The organism is Microvirga massiliensis, assembly GCF_001006805.1.
Taxonomy (GTDB): Bacteria; Pseudomonadota; Alphaproteobacteria; order Rhizobiales; family Beijerinckiaceae; genus Microvirga; species Microvirga massiliensis.
The window spans coordinates 333,045-351,042 of record NZ_LN811350.1 but is presented as its reverse complement, the minus strand read 5'-3'; the positions used below and the strand labels follow the sequence as shown (position 1 = coordinate 351,042).

Here is a 17,998-nt window from a genome sequence, read left to right as displayed (position 1 = left end):
TGCCGGGAGCGTTCAGGAGAGCAGCAAACGCTTGCTCTCGCAGATCTCGCGGAGCTTGGAACGCAGCATGGAGGCCGAGAAGGGCTTCAGGATGAAAGCATCCATCCCGGCAGAGTAGGCTGCACTAACCAGCTCGGTTTCGGTTCCACCCGCCATCATGAGGAAGCAGGTCTCTCGCAATTGGGAGTTGGCCCGTATGCTGGCCAGAAGTTCCAAGCCCGTGACGGGCTCCATGCGGTAGTCCGAAATGACGAGCTCATACCTGCTCTCACGCAGCATCTCGAGAGCGGTCGCACCATCATGAGCTGTCTCGATCTCGTCAAAATAAAACGTTCTCAAAAGCCGGGTGACGAGTCTTGTTACGAGAGGCTCGTCATCCACCACCAAAATCGACATGCTGCTCGTCCCAGGTCATGCCCTGACGGTCGACTTACCGGTGACGAGTTAAGGATTCTCTAGCCATACCGCGCTCGTCCCTCGAACAGTTGTGTGCATCAAGGCAGCGGCGGGAATGCCCGTTGTATGGGTGACGGAACCACTCGCTGAGCATCTCTTGTCGTCTTGCTAACGATCGTAGAGATCGTGCCATGGACCGGGCGCACACTTGCGAGTTCCTGCGGCCCGTAGGCCTGCCGGGGACATGACGACGCACATCCCGGCTCAGGCGGGCTGGAGCCCGATGCGGGTGTCGCGTTCGCGGAGCAGCCAGATGACCGGGATGGAGAGCAGCACCATCCAGCCCTTGCCGATGACCTGCCCAGCCAGGAAGGAGAGGTCCCCGAAGGCGAGCCACAGGAAGGCAAGGCTGTCGAGGACAAGTCCGACGGTGCTGCTCGCCACTACCGCGAGCACGAGCCCGCGGCGCTGCAGGGGCGTGTAGACCGCAAAATCGGCGAGTTCGGAGATCAGGAATGCGGCGCCCGAGGCGACGGCGAGCGCAGGCGGTGCAACGAGCGTCGACAGCACCGCGCCGGCGAGCACGGCTGCGAGCCCCCATGCCTTGCCGAGCCGGCGCTGCACGAGATCGCGCAGGACGAGCGCCAGCCCGACCATCACGACGCCGCTTGGCGCCAGCAGCCCGGGCGCGACCGGGATCAGGCACGGGCTGTCCGGCGGGCAGACGGTCCCGACATGGCCGATCATCCAGTTCGCCGCCGGGATCGAGGCCGCGTAAGCCGCGAGAAACGCCAGGCCTTCGAGCCTGCGGCGGGTGGCGAGATCCATGCTGCACTCCTTACACACGGCCGGGGCCGACCGATACCGGGGCTCGATATAACACCCGCGGGATGCATGCCGTTGCGCCGGTTCGCCGCTGTCTCCATGACCCACGCCACCCTCGTCGTCATCGCGAGCGGAGCGAAGCGATCCATGCGCGCATCTGTCGAGGGGTAGATTGCTTCGCCTCCGGCTCGCAAGGACGGGAGTGTGATGAGACGGGCAGTGCATCACGCCCGCGGCGCGCAAGAACGGCAGTGGGCCCGGCGCTGCTCCGGTTCCGGCCCTGCACCTCCCGCTCTTACGCCCTCTTCGTCATTGCGAACGCAGTGAAGCAATCTACCCGTCGACGGATGGCTCGCCTCCGGCTCGCAACGACGGTACCGTTCAGAGACTTGTCAAGGAGCGGCTCGTGCGAACCTTGATGGCAGAACCGTGCGCGGACGCATCCACTCCTTCGACACCGATGATCTGAACGGGCCCAAGAACCGTCATCGGCGCAGAGCGCGTCATCTTCACCTGGAATCGACCGCCCTGAACAGGGTTTGCTTGACTTAAGTCAAGGCCGGCGATTCGCTGGTCGAGTAGGACAAGCGTGGCCGGCATGATTTCCCTTACCCGACATTGCCGGTCAAGCGCCCCGCTCTCCATGGGGCGCTTCTTTTTTGTCTCGTTGGTGAAACACTCGATGCGGCTCGCCGGCGGCATCGTGCTCGCATTGAACGGAAGCATCATCCTCAAACTTGCGCCCGCCTGATTGCGCAGCTCACTGGGCGACCCTCTCGCAGTGACGCCAGTCGCCCTTAAGCGCAGTGAAAGGAGTCGCCGGGTACGAGGGTCATGGTCGCTGTCGAGGCGGACGGCGAATCGGCAGCCGGCGCGGTATCGAGCAAGGAGGCGCTGGGTCATCTCCGCCGAAGATATGGGAGGTAGTCTCATGCCCACGGTACAGCACTTCCGACACATCGCAATGTCGCTCGATGGGACGACAGAAGCGCCGCATTTCGAGCGCGTGGCGTTCAAGGTTGCACGCATCTATGCCACGCTGGCGCCGGATGGCCTGACCGCCAACCTCAAACTCTCCCGCGATGAGCAAGAATTCAAATGCATGATGGCGCCCGAAGCGTTCCGGCCGGTGCCCAATGCCTGGGGCCAGCAGGGTTGGACTACGGTGACGCTCGCAGCGCTCAACCCGGTGGAGCTCCAGGCTGCGCTCGAGCTGGCATGGCAGCATGCCTTGCCGAGGAAACGAGCGCGCCGGCAAGCCACATAAGGACGCAACCCGATGCAATACGCTATCCTCTGCTATCACGACGAGACGATTACCGGCGCCTGGTCGCGGGAGCAGGATGATGCTGTCATGACGAAGCTTGCCGTCATTCAGGACAAGCTGGCGCGCCAAGGCAAGCTCGGACCGGTCGCGCGCCTCATGCCCACGAAAGCAGCCACGACGTTGCGCAAGGATCGCGAGCCGCCGCTGGTGATCGATGGCCCCTTCGCCGAGACCAAGGAACAGTTGCTCGGCTTCTATGTCGTCGACTGCGCTGATCTCGACGAGGTGCTCGACATCGCGCGGGAACTCGGGGCAGCCAATCCGGGCGGCGCCTACGAGATCCGTCCTATCGGAGTGTTTCGCCCGGGACGAATCGACCCATAACGGGTGCGGATTGGACGGCAAGCCCGACCGGAATTCGCACATCGGAGTGATCACGGCTCGAGGACGCCACTGTCCGTCTGGCCTAATCCTCTTGGCCGGTGTTTAGGCTCCTCACGAAATCTACGTAGGTCAACAGCACGTCCAGACTGGCGGGTATTTGCATCTCGGGCGAGATGGCAAGCGTGGATCAGGGGACTGTTTGTGCCGGCTTACGACGAAGCAGCATCTGCCGAAAGCGTGAAGCGTATTCGCGACCACGTTCGCAAGATGCTACAGGCCCTCAGTGCACATCAGCTTGCGAAGCGAGAGGCCGAGGCTTCGCGATCAGTGCAGCGGCTCCGCAAGACTGATCGAGAAGATGACGACTCCGGAAGCTTCGGTGACATCTAGTCTCCAGCCTTCCCATCTTGGGGCTTCCGCCGGGCTCTTCCTCCGCAGTTCCTCTAGGGCTCTCACGGTTTCGGTATACACCTCATCCGGGTCTGTGGCTTCGACGCCGTCTTTGTCCAGAATGATCTCGTGCTGGTTCGCCAGGTGGAGGTAGTATCGCGACATGGGTGGGCTCCGAGCTTCGCCATGCGCCACTGGAACCTGCATCGTGCGACAAGCGCCTGCACAGTGCGATGGATGAATTGGGAGGGCCTCCTTTCGGAGGGAGGAAAGTGGCAAGATCGGCCATAGGGCTTATGCACCCCGTCGAATCCGTCGGATTCCAAGGGGCCTCCGTCGAACGGCCCTTGCTCCCGGGATCTCGATCCGGAGCGAACGGGCAGCTTTGGCCTGGAGGAAACCTCTCCCGCCAAGATCTCGGTCCTCCCGGTCGGAACCGCCGTGATGAACACCGGCTTCCGGAATCGGCGGTAAGCGGATCTGGCCTTCGTTCCCATGGGCCGGCCTGCCACTGATGCCACACCCTTGCGCTCGGACGAGATCTTTGAAGAGACCTGCAAGGCAAGCCCCGCCAGCGGCTACGCTGAAACCGAACCCTCGCCGGCACGTTAGTCCCCGTCCGCCGGCCACGCGAAAGCAAGCACGAAGAACGGCCCGGCGGGCATCCAGCATCGCGTTTGAGCAATCGGCGAGCGGCGAAATCCATGCCGTTCGGGACGGGAACATCTTCAGGAGATACAGATCATGACGGATACTCGGAAAGGCGTGAGCGAGGCGGCCAACGAGGCCAAGGATGCCGGTCAGCAAGCGATCGACTCGGCAGCAGGTTCTGCACAGGAAGCCGCCATCGTGGGACTGGACGGGGCCCGGCGCATGACCGAACAGTTCACGCGCGTCCTCGGCCTGTCGGGTCGGGAAAGCGAAGCGGTAGCGCGTCAGGCGAGCGAGAATCTTGGCGCCCTGACGGAGACTGGCACGATTCTGGCGCGCGGCTTCCAGGACGTGTCCCGCGAGTGGCTCACCTTGTCTCAGCACGGGCTCCAGAAGAACATTGATGGGTTGACGCAACTGGCCCGATGCCGGTCGCTGCAGGACCTCGTGGCCGTGCAAAGCGAGCTGATGCGCAACAACTGGCACTACATGATCGATGTCAGCCGCCAGCTCGCCGAGCACTCGATCGAAATCGCCAACGAAGCCGCCCAGACGATCAGCAGCGAGACCAAGCCAGCGGCCAATCGCGCCCGCAAAGCAGCCTGACGGATCGCGCCTGCATGTGATGATTGGAATTTTAGAGCGCCCGGCACGGGCGCTCTTTGCCGTACGAGCATTACTCTTCAACAGCGAAAGGCTACGAGATTGGGCCGTCCGCCGGAACTGCGCCACCCGGCGCTGACGCGGCGCCGTATTCGTGCACTAGGATCGAGCACTGAACGGATGACCACCACTCGCCGCGCGCCCGGACGTTCTCACGGAGGATTCCCTCCTCGCGCATTCCGATTTTCGCCATCACCCGCCGAGAGGCGAAGTTCTCGCATCTCGTGCGCGCGAAAATGCGATGAAGGCCGATTTCCCCAAAGCCGAAACGAAGAAGAGCAAGCCCGATCTCGGTGGCGAAGCCCTTCCCTTGATGAAGTTCTGCGACGGCCCAGCCCATTTCGCCTTGGCAATGCCGAGCGCTCCGAATGCGAAGGAGGGCTTCTCCCACGATCTCGTTCGTGTCCTTCAAGGTTGCGGCAAGACAATAGGACGAGCGCGGGCTTTCCTCCTGCTCACGTAGGCACTGCTCCAGGAATTCATCGATCTGCTTCCGCGTCGGTGGCTCCATCGGCACATGCCGCCAATAGGCCTCGCGCCGCCGGTAGGCATGGAATCCTTCGGCGTCCGCGCGCAGAACATCACGCAGGAGGAGCCGTCGGGTTTCGATCATCGGCCTTGGCCCTCCGTGGGATCGTGAGCGAGGGCATGTTCGTCATCCACGCTCCGCCGCATCGTTCTCGCGCACCATTCCATGGCGGACGTCATGACCATCGCGTCACTCATCTCCGCGACTCCCGCGCAATGATGTGGCAAACACCCGGCTGCGGCCTCGTCCGGTTCGAGACAATGCGGATTATCCTCGGAGCGTTCGTCTATTTCCTCTTGATCATGATCGCCGGCTTCGCCCTGGGGACGGTGCGGGAGCTTCTCTTCGTACCGGCCTTCGGGCGGGTTGTTGGAGAGCCGCTCGAAACCCCGTTCATGTTGATGGCCATTGCGGTGAGCGCCTGGGCTGCGACAGGCTGGTGCCGAGTCCCATCCGATGTTCGACACCGGCTGGAGATGGGAGTTCTGTCCCTGGCCCTGGTGCTCGTTGCCGAGCTGGGCCTCAGCCCCTTCGTGCGCGGCAGTGTGGAGGCGTGGTTCGACAGTTTCACTCCCCTGACGCTTGCCCTAGCTCTGGTGCTCTGGGCGACACACGCAGTGATGCCCGTCCTCGTCAGGCGCGGCTGATGTGGTCCATGGGGCCGGCGGGAATTCGACCTTTTCATGCCACGTCGAGGGGGAATATCGGCCTAAAGCGTATTGGGGACGCATTCACGGGCGTCGACGGCAACGACTGGTCGCTGAATTTTTGATCCGGCGACGCGAGGGAAGGACGACAATTCGTGACTCGAGCCATGGCAGCATCGTATCCGGCGCCCGGCGTGCTCCAGCAGATCGCTACCAGGGTCGCGTTCTTCATCGCGGGTTTCGGCACAGCAGCATGGGCGCCTCTCGTGCCATATGCAAAGAACCGCGCCGGCCTCGACGACGGCCTGCTGGGCCTTCTGCTGCTTTGCCTGGGCACCGGCTCCATCGTTGCGATGCCTATAGCTGGGGCGATTGCATCGGGGTTCGGCTGCCGCCTTGTCCTCATCGTGGCGAGCGCCATCGCCTATGCCTTGCTGCCCGTCCTTGCAACAGCCGCAAGTCCCCTCTCCCTAGCCGTCGCACTCCTGATCTTCGGGGCCGGAATCGGCACCATCGACGTAGCGATCAACATCCAAGCCGTACTCGTCGAGAAGGCGAGCGGGCGGACCATGATGTCCGGGTTTCACGGCTTCTTCAGTGTCGGCGGCATCGCAGGTGCAGGTGGGGCCGCGGCTCTCCTGTGGTTTGGCGCGTCTCCCTTGACAGTTACCCTGTGCGTCGGCTTTGCCACCCTTGGCCTTCTTCTGGGCTTCGGAAGGTATCTCCTCCCCTATGGCAGCCAGGGCGATGTTTCGCCCGTGTTTGCCCTGCCGCGCGGCGAAGTACTGCTCATCGGGGGCTTGTGCTTCATCGTCTTTCTCGCCGAAGGCGCGATGCTCGACTGGAGCGCCGTGTTCCTGACCGATGCACGCGGCGCTGATGCCTCTCTGGCCGGGTTCGGCTATGCAGTCTTTGCCGTTGCGATGACGCTCGGCAGGCTCAATGGCGATCGGATCGTCCAGGCGCTCGGCGGCCGGGCGATCCTGCTCTTCGGCGGGCTCTGTGCGGCGGCGGGGCTTTTCCTGGCAGCCGCGGCTCCATCCCTCGCTGCAGCCCTGATCGGCTTTGGAATGGTGGGTCTAGGCGCATCCAACATCGTCCCGGTCCTGTACTCCGCCATCGGCAGGCAGAAGGGCATGCCGCAGGACCTGGCGATCGCAGCCATTACCACCATCGGATATTCGGGCGTCCTCTCCGGCCCGGCGATCATCGGCATGCTGGCCCAGTTCGCATCTCTGCCCTTTGCCTTCCTGTGTGTCGCTGCCATGCTCCTCATCGTGGCGCTGTGCTCGCGAAGTGTGTTTGCACGATTGTCACCGGCCCCGAGGTCGTAACCCCCAAGGGAGCGTCGAAGACATCCGGATCCAATTCCCTCTTGCTCGACAGGATCGTCCCACCAGCAAAGCTTTGGCCTGCTGTGCGCCACGGAGATAACGGGCTGGGACTACGTCAGCTTGGCAGCGATAACCGCTTTGCCGCCTTTGCTCCCTGCATGCAGGAGGCGCAAGCCTCGGTCTGGCACCACATTTGCGAGGCCTCTCCCGTTTCGGCGATGGAGAGAGCTCTTTGGCTTACAACGGTGAACGTGGCGCCCTCGGCACCGAGCTGAGTTCCGCCCGCGGATGCTTGCCAAACGTCCTGTCGGCCTTCCAGGCCCTCTTGGCGGCCTTGGAAGACATCGACGGTTCCTATGACGGCGACCTGGAGACGGTCAGGAACAGCGGGGTTCCCGAGGCGCTCAAGCAGGAGGTGCTCAGAACGCTCCGGCAACGTCACGAGGAGTGCCGGGCTCCTTACGTCCGCCGATTGACGGCGCTTCACAAACGGATGGCAGCAACGGTTCCGCAATCCTTGCAGGACTCCTGATGCGGGCTGATGATGACCTCTCGAATAAGCTCCTGGCTCCGTCCGATCTGCCGAAGTTGCCCGCTGGCGGGGCGTCGTGGTACCGCCGGCGATCACTCTGTTGTTTTACGTGGCAGTCAGACTTGCGGGAGGACGCTGACTCCTTGCGTAGCCCCGAAGCCACTCGCAGGTGATGCCTCATCAGTGCACGTTTCAAGGCAATCCGGACCGTGCGGACGCGGCCGGATCACCTCGGCTCGTGTATCGCAGCCCGGCGCGAGAGGAGCCTAGGGGGTGAACATGCCCTGCCGATGCTGGCGATGCTGCTGATGTACTCTTCCGAGATGGCTCGGTGCCGGAGACGAGCGTCTGTTCGCTGCAACGCAGCATCCATCACGTCCACCCGCTAAACGCTCGCCTTCTCCAAAATCGGCTGAAAATTAGCCCGAATGCCTATTGCGCAGTCAGTTTCTGCCCGGAACCGACTGTCGCAGGGCGCTTTCGGAACACGCGCCCCCACGGAACGTTGAGCATCGAAATGAGATGCTGCAGTGCACAAGGGGGCCGACATGAAGATCCCGTCCGAGAACTCCGTCCAGCGCCGCCGGCTCGAGCAGGCCGGCCACCCGGCCCCGGTCCTCGTGCGCAGAGGTGCCCGGGCGAAGCCGACCAGAAGACGTCTCTCGCTGGCCCTGCAAGGAGGTGGATCGTTCGGAGCCTTCACCTGGGGCGTCCTCGACCGGCTGCTCGAGAGTGAAGATATCGCCTATGATGCCGTCAGTGGCGCGAGCGCCGGTGCGGTCAATGCCGTCCTCCTCGCATCAGGATTGAGGGAGGGCGGGCCGGAAGCCGCCAAGGTGCGGCTCGCGCGGTTCTGGCGGCGAGCCAGCGAAGCGGCGCCGCGGGCTAGGGCCGGCATGGCCGTCGCTCTCGCGGCACGGGTTCTGTCGCCTTACCAGTTCAACCCCTTCAACCTCCATCCACTTCGCACGATCCTGTCGAAAGATATCGATTTCGACGCCCTCAGGGATCGCTCCGGTCTGCGATTGCTGATCGCAGCCACCCGCGTGCGGGATGGTCGCTTACGCATCTTTCGCGAGAAGGCCGTCACCCTCGACGTGATCCTCGCTTCGACGTGTCTTCCCCTGCTTCACCACGCCGTGACTATCAACGGCGAAGCCTACTGGGACGGCGGCTACACGGCCAACCCTCCCCTCTTTCCCCTCGTGTCGACAACGCGCGCTTCCGACGCTCTCGTCGTGCAGATCATGCCCTCGGTCGGGTTGGAGATGCCGACTTCGCCTGCAGAAATCTCCCGGCGCATGGAACAGATTACGTTCAACAGCTCTCTGGTGCGCGAGATGGAGGCTCTTGCCGCGATGACGAAACTCGCCGCCAACGATAGCGAAGGGTCGCGCCTGTCCGGCAAATTGCAGAAGCTGCGGATTCATCACATTTCGGCCGAAACGGAATTCCCGAAATTGAGTCAGTCGAGTGCGCTCAATCTCGATTGGGAGTTCCTGATCGAACTCCGCGACGCCGGTCGTCGTGCAGCCGACCGCTGGCTCGTGCAATTCAGGTCGGGTGGTTAGTATCGGCGACGCTAGTCTCGCCTGCAATCACCGCGCTTGCTCGGATGAAAGCTTCCCGGCTTTGCCAGCCTGGAGCCGGTCATTATTGCAGCCCTCATCGGCGTTATGCTGGGCGAGATCGCCTCGCTATCCTTTGCCTACCTGTGTGTCGGTGCCATGCTCCTCATCGTAGCACTGTGCTCGCGAAGCGTGTTTGCACGATTGTTACCGACCTCGAGGTTATAACCGCCAAGTGAGGATCGTCGGATTCAGGTTGGGCCTCTCGGAGCGGGGCACATCATGCGTGCTGACACGGGCCAGAGTGGCCGACGACTCCACCTGGCTTGCGCTTTGCAGGGGGAGCCGATTTTCCCGCTGTCCGGGACCGGAGCCAACGATTGGCGGTTCATAGGTCCGCGCACCTGGAGGCAATCCGGGCCGTGGCAATGCCGGCCGGATCAGCGCCGAGCGTCGCGGCTCGGCGCTAGAAGTGCCCCCTCTTAGCGGTTACCGATGAACGGTTCTGGACTTCTGGACGGTTTTCGTCGTGTGGGTTGGCTGGGAAGCGTGAACGGTTCTGGTGTTGTGCCGGTGGACGCTCCTGGTCGAGCTCGTGTTCTGAGGAATGCCGAGTACACCCTTGACGCCGCCTGCAACGCCTCCGGCGACCCCGCCGACGGCTCCACCAACTGCTCCGCCGACCGGGCCCGCCGCGCGGTTGCCGACTGCGGCGCCCTGTTCAGCTCCGCGCACGATCCCTTGCGCATGCGCCGCCGCCGGAGCGATGAGAAGGGTAAGGCCAAAAGCAGCACAAAGAACAGGTATCTTCATGGGAAGCCTCCTTCGAACCCGCGCTATGGAGGCTCAACCGGGATGAGAGCCCGTGAGTTCCTTGCCACCCCGCACCGAGGAATGCTTCGAACGGGCCCAACACTAATTGATTAGGATCGTTGAAGCTCGGCCAACTTTGCGCCTGCAAAGCAAAGTGACCAAGCCTCGGCCTTCGGAGGACAAAGCGGAGCGGAGGGCTCCGGGATCGGCCGATGCGCCGGTGTTCTTCATGATCACTTCGGGCTCCGCCTGTCGCTTCCCGTGCCGGATCGGAGCGCCGGTCGGATTGCGCAATCCGAGAGGTTGCCGGCAGATGGTCCTGTGCCTACCTAAGATTCTCAGGAACGGCCATCAGCTTTGGGTGCTCAGCTGAAACACGTATCAGCGTGTCCGCACCGCCACACCAGTATCGCCCGGGCGATTCTTGCCCTGTTCTTGCTCGCCTTTCTCCCGCTTGTCGCCGGGAACCAAGGCTCTTGGCCAGCTGCTGCCTCGGATCATGCAATTGCAGCCCTTTGGGATGAGGCAGACTCCGACCCGTCGGAGGATCTCGCCAGCTCCTGGAGGGATTCCGGTGGTGACCCCGCCGATACGGTCACGGTGCGTTATGCTGGCCTCGATGCACGTGTGACGGCCCCGACATTCCTGCGTTCATGGCAAACGCGTCCGACACACGGCCCTTGTGCGGCCCCGGCAACCGGGCCGCCTTGCGCATGATGGAAATCTGCGCCGAGCACGCCTGAGGGCTGCTCACTGTTAGCGCGCCCGAGCCGGGTGCGCCGCCAAGCGACTCCTCGAACGAGAACGGCTCAGTGCCAGCATCGCCGGCCCTGCCATGGCGGGCGCAGCTTGGAGCTGCCGATCGACCGACGGTCAGTGAATGTCATGGAAACACTCGCGCCTCAACTCCTGAAAGTTTTCGGGATCATCTGGATTAATGTGATCCTGTCCGGCGACAATGCCGTCGTCATCGCCCTCGCGTGCAGGGGCCTGCCAGAGTCCAAGCGCCGCGCCGGCATGGTTCTGGGTGCCGGCGTCGCAGTCGTCCTGCGGATCATCTTCACGGTCGCTGTCGCAAGCCTCCTTTCGACTCCCCTTCTGAAGATCATCGGAGGTGCGCTCCTCTTCTGGATTGCCGTGAAGCTGCTTCTCGAAGAGGAGAATGACGAGGACGCCATCAAGGAGACGGATCGCCTCTGGCAGGCGGTCTGGACGATCGCGATCGCCGACGCCGTGATGAGCCTCGACAACGTCCTTGCGATCGCCGCAGTCGCGAACGACTCGACTGTGCTCCTCGTGCTCGGGCTGGCGATCTCGATTCCCCTGATCGTCGCGGGTGCAGCGCTGATCATGGCGATCCTGGAGCGGGCTCCGGTGCTCGTCTGGGCGGGTGCCGCACTCCTCGGATGGGTCGCGGGCGAAATGTTCCTGTCGGATCCCTGGATCGTCACCCATCTCGGCGGAGAGACGGTGCACCAGGCCGAATTGCCGGTGGCGGCCCTGACGGCAGTAGCCGTGCTGGGCATAGCCTATCTGCTTCGCCGCCGCTCGGTCGCCGAACGTGCTTAGCGCCCGCAACGCTCCCGCTTATGGAAATCCCACGGAGCGGGCGCGCCGCGCGAAAGCCGGCGATGCTGCTCCGACGTGCCGGAGACGGCCATGTTCTGGTTCAATGCGGTTATCCTCGCCGCGGCTATCGCATCGGCCTGGGTCAACTTCATCATCAGCCTCGACGATTTGAGCCGCTGGTAGTCTACTCTCCCGAAAGAGCTCGGCACCGTTGCGGCCTGTTGGGCCGGGATGTCGTACGTGCCCATCCTGAGGGGAGTGCCGGTTTGGGACAAGGTGCGATGCTGCGCGCTGTTTATTGTCGTGAGGACCCGCCTTGTCGTTGCGAGCCGCAGGCGGCGCGCAGAGCCCATCCCGCTGTCTCCTCGTCATTGCGAGCCGCCGCAGTCGTCCAGCCTGAGGCGGTGCCACTCCCGTCCTTGCGAGCCGGAGGCGAAGCAATCTACCCTCCGACCGATGCGCTCCTGGATGGCTTGAAAGATCCAGGTTGGCATCGCGCGGCGACACCATTGCCAGAACCCGCGCGACACCTGGAGTGCCACACGCTCTCGCTTTTCCAATCCCCGCACAACCTTCGTTCCAGAATTCGCCAGCCCGATCATACTGGCCGTTCGCACCTGCAAGAACTGCACAAATCGACGATTGCAGGCACGCAATATTACCGCAACAAAGACCTGACACATGTGCACGTATAGTGCCTCGCACGTCGATGAATCGGTGCGCGTCACGTTCGTACCGTCGTCATAACGTCACGTCCAATGTGTATCGTCCCGGAGCCTTGTAGCTGCCGGACCCCGACCGATCGCAAGCGACAGACCTCGAGCGCACGTCCCGAATTACCACCGGGCACCTACGTCAAACGGGAAGGCCATGGCCTCTCGAATAATGAATTAAAGATTGAGGAGACCCATGAACGCTGCAACAGCCGGAGCCCAGGTCCGCCCCTCCGAGGACGATTTCGAACCATCCGCGACCTACCCGGGTGAACTCAAGCCATTGCTGCAATCTCTTCTGGCCACGCTGGCCGATATCGATTTCGCCTTCGAGCGCGATCTCGAAGCGGCCCGGGCCAGTTCGATGGAGGAAGTCCTCAAGCAAAGAGCAATCGAGAGGCTTATGGCTCATCATAGAGAACGGCGAGAGCCCTACGTCCGACAGCTGACCGCCCTCCACTCTCGGATCCTATCATTAGTCGCTTAGCCGAGGCTTCTGTCAGCGACACCATTCGTGGGTGAGGCTGATCCCCAGGAATGCCACAGCCGTTATGAGATCGTGGGCGGTGGAGTTGCTCCCCGCCTATACGTCATCACTCTTTTGATCCCGTTGAACTCTGACGCACAACGGATCAGATTCCATTTGACCGGAAGGCACTTACGGAGCGAAGCCATGACGCGCAGCGCTCGCAGCCCTCTTTTCTGTCCTTGGAATCTGTCCCGAGCCCATGTGACGGCAAAAGGCCGTCCGGACGATCCTGATGCCATATGTCGTTCGGTGACAGAACAGCAGACCGCGCTCGTCGAAGAGGCCCGTGCTGCCCGCAAGCGCAACGAGAATGAGTTATCTCCTCGTGCGGTGACATGATGGACGGCGGGCTGTGCCTGCGACGTCGGCGCTGCCACCCTCACCCGGACGCGAAACGTCCGGGTGAGGAGGGAAACACCGCGCCCTCCGAAGATCACAGCAAAACCAGCACTGATTTCGATCGCCTCCGGATGAGAGCATGCTACAGACGCGCTGACATGTGATCGAACCCTCGGCAATCGTCGGTCGCCCAACGCGTCTACTAGCAGCACTTCGTGATCACCCCTCGTCTGGTCTGGTTGCTCGGATGGTCCCAGCTTCTGTGCTGGGGCAGCTCGTATTATCTGATCGGCGTCCTGGGTGACCGGATTGCTGCCGATCTCGGCTGGTCATCGACGCTCACCTATAGCGGCTTCTCGGTCGCGCTCGTGGTCATGGGGCTCGTCTCGCCTCTCGTGGGGCGGCTGATCGACCGCAGTGGCGGCCGCGGCGTCATGGCGCTCGGGTCGGTCGTTCTGGCGCTCGGATGCATCGGGCTCAGCATCTCGCACGGGATCGCGGTCTACATGCTGTCCTGGATCGTCCTCGGCGTCGGAATGCGCATGACGCTCTACGAGGCGGCCTTCGCGACACTGGTGTTCATCGGCGGAGCTTCGGCAAGACCTTCCATTTCACAGATCACGCTTCTCGGCGGCTTGGCTTCGACCGTGTTCTGGCCGGTCGGACTTGTGTTCGCCGAGGCCTTCGGGTGGCGCGGTGCGGCCCTGGCCTATGCGGGTATCGCGCTCCTGACGCTGCCGCTGCATCTGGCGGTGCCTCGCTCCCGCGGCGATATCAAACGGATGGCCACGACGCCCGTGACGGTCTCCCCGCTCACGCGCACGGCCGGCGAGCGGAGGCTCGCTCAGGCACTCTATGCCCTGATCGTGATGCTCGGCAGTTTTCTCAATACGGGGATGTCGGCCCACATGATCGGCCTCATGACGGGTCTCGGCATGGCCGGCGCACTGGCCGTGTGGGTCGCGACCTTTCGAGGAATTGGGCAATCCCTCGCGCGGCTCGGCGATGTCCTGTTCGGCAGGAACGTGAGCCCGCTGCGCCTGGGCGTCCTAGCGACGGGCATTCTGCCCTTCTGCTTCCTGGCCGGCCTGCTCAGTGGAGCCTCTGTCTGGGCCGGACTGATCTTCGCGTTCGGCTACGGGGCCGGCAACGGTCTCCTCACGATCGTGCGCGGGACGCAGCCCCTCGTTCTGTTCGATCCTCGTTCCTACGGTGCGCTGGTCGGACGTTTGACCGCGCCAAGCTTCGTGGTCTCGGCGACCGCACCGATCAGTTACGCTTTCCTCATTGACCGGTTCGGCGACCGGGCAGCGCTGTACGTCTCTGCTTTAGTGGCCGCTCTTGCGCTTGCAGCATCGCTGATCCTGCTCGTGCGTCTCGGCTCGCGCTCACAGCCGGAATGACGTCTTTTCGACGAGCGGCAGACGGAAGGATCCGGCGTCCGCATAATCCGAACGGGCGCGGATGCTGGCGATGCGGCGCAGCCACCCTCGCCTTGCATATGAGAAACGACCGCGCTCTCCTCGATTGCACGCCTGAAATGAAGAACGCCAGCATCTCGCGCCTGCGGACAATCGCTCATTGTCCGCGGATGATGCCCGAGCCACAATGCGCTCCGATGCTTGCCGTGCAGGCGCAGCGAAGCGAGCCTCGGAGGAATCGACTGTGGCCGATGAGTTGGATCGCGGCGCGTTCGACCGCATCCGCGCCTGGGCGCGGGAGATCAAGCGGGATGTGATCGCCTTGTGGCTGGCGGGACGTGATCCCCGGGTGCCCTGGTATGCGAAGCTCGTGGCCATGGCGGTTGCTGCCTATGCACTCTCGCCGATCGATCTGATCCCGGATTTCATTCCGGTGCTCGGCTATCTCGACGACATCATCATTCTTCCCCTTGGCATCATTCTGGCCATCAAGCTCATTCCCGCCGAGCTCATGGTGGAGTTTCGTGCCGAGGCGGAGCGACTGGCAGAACGGCCGGTGAGTCGACTTGGAGCGGCGGCGATCGTCGTGTTCTGGCTCGCGGTTCTCGCTTTCTTTCTGTGGATCTTCTGGCCGAAGCCGGTACGCTGACGGACACTCGCGTGCATTGTGCGCGACAATCACGTTTCTGCGACGACTTGCGAATCGCTTGCTGCGTCATGGCGAGCCGAAGTCGAGGCGACCATCCGTCGAGGGGTAGATTGCTTCACTTCGTTCGCAATGACGAAGAGGGCGTGAGGGCGGGAGGTGCAGGGCCCGATACGGAGTAGCGCTGGACCCACTGCCGTCATTGTGGTCTGGCATCATCAGGCCTGCCGCGGACTCACTGCGTCATTGCGAACCGCAGGCGTGATGCACTGCCCTTCCGCCGCACTTCCGTCATTGCGAGCCAGAGGCGAAGCAATCTACCCGTCGATGGATGCGCTCCTGGATCGCTTCACTCCGTTCGCAATGAGGTTGAGGCCGGTATGAAGAACACTGCAGCAACCGGTCGGAACGGCAGCGGGCCGCAGCGGATCGCTCGGCGGCTGCCGCCGTCGACCACCGGTGCCCTTCCCGTAGTGCAAGCCGTCGCTGTGGCCCTGCTCGACGACAACAGCAGGTCCAGATCGACCCATTGCGTTGATCTGCCCGGCCGGCATCGAAAGGCGTAGTCGACCGTTCGGATGGGGCCGTGCCCCGTCCGAACGCACCCATCCCTTCTGCAACGAGCGGTCTTGCCGACCGGCTCCGGGTGCCCAGATTTAGAGGCTCCGCCGGGTTAGGAGGCCCGGCAGAGCTTCTTTGTCGCCGAGCCAGTCGCATGGGTGGAGCCGTTGCCGTTTCGTGAAATCTTGCCGAGCCGTCCGGCTATTCCGTTCGGCAATCTCTCTCATCGTCCGCAGGTGTAATGCTTAGTAAACTCTCCCGGTGGGCTGCATGGCTCCTCGTGATCGCCATTGCGATCTTCACGCTCTCGCCGATCGGATTGCGCCCTACGACGGCGGCTCCGGCGAATCTTGAGCGGTTTGTCGCCTTCGCGGCGCTCGGAGGCGCATTCTGGCTCGGTTATCCGAACCGGCGCTTCGGGTCTCTCCTGCTCGCCATCGGAATAGCGGGCCTGCTCGAAATCCTGCAGCACGTCGCACCCGGCCGCCATGGCGAGTTCCGGGACTTCGTGGTGAAGTCCTTCGGCCTGATGTCTGGCGCAGTCTGTGCCCAGGTCTTGGATTGGCTCGTGAATGGCATCGCAACCACTCACAGGCCTGACGAGCGGGGCTCGGACGCTGATATCGCAGCGAAGCAGGATGCCGCTCAGATGGGTGAGACCCGGGCCTGACGCCCCGCCGTACCACGAGATATCGGCGGTTCCCTTTGGCTGCCGGCGCAGCAGGCCTCGCCTGCTTGCCGGCTATGCCCCGGTCGGGGTTTTCACTCCCCGATATGATACGATCCGGATCACTTGGCTGCCGAAGCCGCATGGGTCGAATCTGCAGGAAGTGGCATGAGGGTCATCGTTTGCGGCGCCGGGCAGGTCGGAACCACAATCGCGCGTCACCTCGCGACGGAAGGGATCGACATCACGATTCTGGATGTCGATCCGGAGCAGGCGCGCCGGGCGGATGAGTCCTATGACGTGCGCGGCATAGTGGGCCATGCCTCCCACCCCGAGGTCCTCGAGCGCGCAGGAGCTCGCGATGCCGACATGCTGATCGCGGTCACGCGGTCCGACGAGGTCAACATGGTCGCCTGCCAGGTTGCCTACTCGCTGTTCAACGTCCGCCGCCGCATCGCCCGAGTACGACATCATGGCTATCTGGAGCCCATCTGGGAGAAGCTCTACGCGACCGATCAATTGCCGATCGACGTCATCATCTCGCCGGAAATCGAGGTCGCGAACGGAATCGCGAGACGTCTGAAGACGCCGGGAGCTTTCGATACGGTGTCGCTGGCCGGTGGCCGCGTGCGGCTCATCGGGCTCCATTGCAATACGGGGTCCTGCTCCGCGGTCGGTCGGCGGCTGAGTGAATTGCCGGCCATCCTACGCGAGCAGAGTTTCGTCATGGTCGCCGTGATCCGCGACGGCAGGACCTTCGTCCCTCAGGGAGATCATCGGATCGAGCGGGGCGACGACGTCTACATCGTCGCCCAACCGTCGAAGATCGACGCCCTCATGGCCTTCTTCGGCCACCGGGAGGATGTGGCGCGCCGTGTCATCATCGTCGGCGGCGGGAATGTCGGGCTGAACCTCGCAAAGCGCTTGGCCGGCAGCGCCCCGTCCGTGTCGCTCAAGATCATCGAGCATTCCCGCGAGCGCGCCCGGTTCATCTCCAGCGAGCTCGGCGAAAGCGCCATCGTGCTCCAGGGAGACGCGCTCGATCGCGACGTTCTGTTGGAGGCCCATGTTCAGGCAGCCGAGACGATCATCGCGGTCACGAACGACGACGAGACCAACATCTTCGCCTCCGTACTCGCGAAGCGCGAGGGCTGTGCCCGTGCGATTACGCTCGTCAACAAGAGATCCTACGAGCCGCTCCTCCCCTCATTTGGGATCGACACCGTCGTGAGCCCGAGCGCGATCACGATCTCGACCATCCTTCGCCATGTGCGCCACCGGTCGGTTTCCGCCCTCTACACGTTGCGCGAGGATTTCGGAGAGGTCATCGAGGCGACCGCAACCAAGGGCTCGCGGCTCGTCAGCGGGAACTTGCGCGAAATCGGACTCCCCGAAGGAATGCTGATCGGGGCGATAGTCCGCGACGGCGACGTGATCATCCCGACGGGAGAAACCCGCGTGCAACCGGGCGACAGCATCATCGCGGTCGTGACCTATCGCGCGCTTCGAAAAGCCGAGGCGATGCTCGCCAGTCGCGAGAGCGGTCTGTAGCGT

General features: G+C 63.2%; 20 protein-coding genes. 14 read left to right on the top strand and 6 right to left on the bottom strand.

All coding sequences use genetic code 11. The annotated features are described in order from the left end of the window. Nucleotides 1–12: 12 nt before the first annotated feature. The 3 genes from BN1233_RS01575 to BN1233_RS01565 all read right to left on the bottom strand — a co-directional run bounded on the left by BN1233_RS01575 (nt 13) and on the right by BN1233_RS01565 (nt 1,950). On the bottom strand, nt 13–396 hold the full coding sequence (locus tag BN1233_RS01575; protein WP_046861739.1) for a response regulator: 384 nt from the start codon (nt 394–396) through the stop codon (nt 13–15). 264 nt (nt 397–660) lie between these two features. Next, complete coding sequence (locus BN1233_RS01570; RefSeq protein ID WP_046861738.1) at nt 661–1,224, bottom strand: VUT family protein; 564 nt, start codon at nt 1,222–1,224, stop codon at nt 661–663. Nucleotides 1,225–1,602: 378 nt separating this feature from the next. Beyond that, the gene (locus tag BN1233_RS01565) at nt 1,603–1,950 is read right to left on the bottom strand and encodes a hypothetical protein (protein ID WP_147706922.1); all 348 of its coding nucleotides are present in this window, start codon (nt 1,948–1,950) and stop codon (nt 1,603–1,605) included. A 235-nt stretch (nt 1,951–2,185) separates the two neighbouring features. Between BN1233_RS01565 and BN1233_RS01560 the strand changes: the two genes are divergently transcribed. Next, nucleotides 2,186–2,488, top strand: coding sequence for an MmcQ/YjbR family DNA-binding protein (locus BN1233_RS01560; RefSeq protein WP_147706973.1), 303 nt, complete (start codon nt 2,186–2,188; stop codon nt 2,486–2,488). A 12-nt stretch (nt 2,489–2,500) separates the two neighbouring features. Next, a complete protein-coding gene (locus BN1233_RS01555) occupies nt 2,501–2,872 on the top strand; it encodes a YciI family protein (protein WP_046861735.1) in 372 nt (123 codons plus the stop codon). 324 nt (nt 2,873–3,196) lie between these two features. On the opposite strand, the gene BN1233_RS01550 is transcribed toward BN1233_RS01555, so the two are convergent. Then, the gene (locus BN1233_RS01550; RefSeq protein WP_046861734.1) at nt 3,197–3,427 is read right to left on the bottom strand and encodes a DUF6894 family protein; all 231 of its coding nucleotides are present in this window, start codon (nt 3,425–3,427) and stop codon (nt 3,197–3,199) included. A gap of 579 nt (nt 3,428–4,006) precedes the next feature. Here BN1233_RS01550 and BN1233_RS01545 point away from each other — a divergent pair. Further along, nucleotides 4,007–4,519 (top strand): phasin family protein, encoded by a 513-nt coding sequence (locus tag BN1233_RS01545; RefSeq protein ID WP_048708907.1) that lies wholly within the window; start codon nt 4,007–4,009, stop codon nt 4,517–4,519. Between the two features lie 91 nt (nt 4,520–4,610). Here the strand turns inward: BN1233_RS01545 and BN1233_RS01540 are convergent, their stop codons facing one another. Further along, a complete protein-coding gene (locus BN1233_RS01540) occupies nt 4,611–5,189 on the bottom strand; it encodes a GNAT family N-acetyltransferase (protein WP_046861733.1) in 579 nt (192 codons plus the stop codon). Nucleotides 5,190–5,320: 131 nt separating this feature from the next. Here BN1233_RS01540 and BN1233_RS01535 point away from each other — a divergent pair, with 131 nt between their 5' ends. From BN1233_RS01535 to BN1233_RS01520, 4 genes are all read left to right on the top strand, one after another. Beyond that, a complete protein-coding gene (locus BN1233_RS01535) occupies nt 5,321–5,752 on the top strand; it encodes a hypothetical protein (protein ID WP_147706921.1) in 432 nt (143 codons plus the stop codon). 167 nt (nt 5,753–5,919) lie between these two features. Continuing rightward, a complete protein-coding gene (locus BN1233_RS01530; RefSeq protein WP_046861731.1) occupies nt 5,920–7,086 on the top strand; it encodes an MFS transporter in 1,167 nt (388 codons plus the stop codon). Between the two features lie 232 nt (nt 7,087–7,318). Continuing rightward, entirely contained in the window at nt 7,319–7,618 is a 300-nt protein-coding gene (locus BN1233_RS01525; protein WP_046861730.1) for a hypothetical protein, read from the top strand. A 548-nt stretch (nt 7,619–8,166) separates the two neighbouring features. Beyond that, nucleotides 8,167–9,189, top strand: a complete 1,023-nt coding sequence (locus tag BN1233_RS01520) for a patatin-like phospholipase family protein (protein ID WP_147706920.1) — start codon at nt 8,167–8,169, stop codon at nt 9,187–9,189. Nucleotides 9,190–9,675: 486 nt separating this feature from the next. Here the strand turns inward: BN1233_RS01520 and BN1233_RS01515 are convergent, their stop codons facing one another. Next, on the bottom strand, nt 9,676–9,999 hold the full coding sequence (locus BN1233_RS01515; RefSeq protein WP_046861729.1) for a hypothetical protein: 324 nt from the start codon (nt 9,997–9,999) through the stop codon (nt 9,676–9,678). An 885-nt stretch (nt 10,000–10,884) separates the two neighbouring features. On the opposite strand from BN1233_RS01515, the gene BN1233_RS01510 reads away from it, so the two are divergent. The 7 genes from BN1233_RS01510 to trkA all read left to right on the top strand — a co-directional run bounded on the left by BN1233_RS01510 (nt 10,885) and on the right by trkA (nt 17,995). Next, nucleotides 10,885–11,568 (top strand): TerC family protein, encoded by a 684-nt coding sequence (locus BN1233_RS01510; RefSeq protein WP_052763663.1) that lies wholly within the window; start codon nt 10,885–10,887, stop codon nt 11,566–11,568. Between the two features lie 909 nt (nt 11,569–12,477). Next, entirely contained in the window at nt 12,478–12,768 is a 291-nt protein-coding gene (locus BN1233_RS01495) for a hypothetical protein (RefSeq protein WP_046861726.1), read from the top strand. Between the two features lie 186 nt (nt 12,769–12,954). Further along, nucleotides 12,955–13,149 (top strand): hypothetical protein, encoded by a 195-nt coding sequence (locus tag BN1233_RS46580; RefSeq protein ID WP_147706919.1) that lies wholly within the window; start codon nt 12,955–12,957, stop codon nt 13,147–13,149. A 215-nt stretch (nt 13,150–13,364) separates the two neighbouring features. After that, complete coding sequence (locus tag BN1233_RS01490; protein ID WP_046861725.1) at nt 13,365–14,552, top strand: MFS transporter; 1,188 nt, start codon at nt 13,365–13,367, stop codon at nt 14,550–14,552. Nucleotides 14,553–14,814: 262 nt separating this feature from the next. Beyond that, the gene (locus tag BN1233_RS01485; RefSeq protein ID WP_244470867.1) at nt 14,815–15,219 is read left to right on the top strand and encodes a YkvA family protein; all 405 of its coding nucleotides are present in this window, start codon (nt 14,815–14,817) and stop codon (nt 15,217–15,219) included. A 799-nt stretch (nt 15,220–16,018) separates the two neighbouring features. Then, complete coding sequence (locus tag BN1233_RS01475; RefSeq protein WP_063779851.1) at nt 16,019–16,447, top strand: VanZ family protein; 429 nt, start codon at nt 16,019–16,021, stop codon at nt 16,445–16,447. Between the two features lie 165 nt (nt 16,448–16,612). Continuing rightward, nucleotides 16,613–17,995: a Trk system potassium transporter TrkA gene (gene trkA / locus BN1233_RS01470; RefSeq protein ID WP_046861723.1), complete on the top strand. Its 1,383-nt coding sequence runs from the start codon at nt 16,613–16,615 to the stop codon at nt 17,993–17,995. The last annotated feature ends 3 nt before the right edge of the window (nt 17,996–17,998 follow it).

What these genes read in the sequence shown, in the direction of transcription:
- BN1233_RS01575 (WP_046861739.1), bottom strand. Translation starts at nt 396, where the DNA reads ATGTCGATTTTGGTGGTGGATGACGAGCCTCTCGTAACAAGACTCGTC.
- BN1233_RS01570 (WP_046861738.1), bottom strand. Translation starts at nt 1,224, where the DNA reads ATGGATCTCGCCACCCGCCGCAGGCTCGAAGGCCTGGCGTTTCTCGCG.
- BN1233_RS01565 (WP_147706922.1), bottom strand. Translation starts at nt 1,950, where the DNA reads ATGATGCTTCCGTTCAATGCGAGCACGATGCCGCCGGCGAGCCGCATC.
- BN1233_RS01560 (WP_147706973.1), top strand. Translation starts at nt 2,186, where the DNA reads ATGTCGCTCGATGGGACGACAGAAGCGCCGCATTTCGAGCGCGTGGCG.
- BN1233_RS01555 (WP_046861735.1), top strand. Translation starts at nt 2,501, where the DNA reads ATGCAATACGCTATCCTCTGCTATCACGACGAGACGATTACCGGCGCC.
- BN1233_RS01550 (WP_046861734.1), bottom strand. Translation starts at nt 3,427, where the DNA reads ATGTCGCGATACTACCTCCACCTGGCGAACCAGCACGAGATCATTCTG.
- BN1233_RS01545 (WP_048708907.1), top strand. Translation starts at nt 4,007, where the DNA reads ATGACGGATACTCGGAAAGGCGTGAGCGAGGCGGCCAACGAGGCCAAG.
- BN1233_RS01540 (WP_046861733.1), bottom strand. Translation starts at nt 5,189, where the DNA reads ATGATCGAAACCCGACGGCTCCTCCTGCGTGATGTTCTGCGCGCGGAC.
- BN1233_RS01535 (WP_147706921.1), top strand. Translation starts at nt 5,321, where the DNA reads ATGATGTGGCAAACACCCGGCTGCGGCCTCGTCCGGTTCGAGACAATG.
- BN1233_RS01530 (WP_046861731.1), top strand. Translation starts at nt 5,920, where the DNA reads ATGGCAGCATCGTATCCGGCGCCCGGCGTGCTCCAGCAGATCGCTACC.
- BN1233_RS01520 (WP_147706920.1), top strand. Translation starts at nt 8,167, where the DNA reads ATGAAGATCCCGTCCGAGAACTCCGTCCAGCGCCGCCGGCTCGAGCAG.
- BN1233_RS01515 (WP_046861729.1), bottom strand. Translation starts at nt 9,999, where the DNA reads ATGAAGATACCTGTTCTTTGTGCTGCTTTTGGCCTTACCCTTCTCATC.
- BN1233_RS01510 (WP_052763663.1), top strand. Translation starts at nt 10,885, where the DNA reads ATGGAAACACTCGCGCCTCAACTCCTGAAAGTTTTCGGGATCATCTGG.
- BN1233_RS01495 (WP_046861726.1), top strand. Translation starts at nt 12,478, where the DNA reads ATGAACGCTGCAACAGCCGGAGCCCAGGTCCGCCCCTCCGAGGACGAT.
- BN1233_RS46580 (WP_147706919.1), top strand. Translation starts at nt 12,955, where the DNA reads ATGACGCGCAGCGCTCGCAGCCCTCTTTTCTGTCCTTGGAATCTGTCC.
- BN1233_RS01475 (WP_063779851.1), top strand. Translation starts at nt 16,019, where the DNA reads ATGCTTAGTAAACTCTCCCGGTGGGCTGCATGGCTCCTCGTGATCGCC.
- trkA (WP_046861723.1), top strand. Translation starts at nt 16,613, where the DNA reads ATGAGGGTCATCGTTTGCGGCGCCGGGCAGGTCGGAACCACAATCGCG.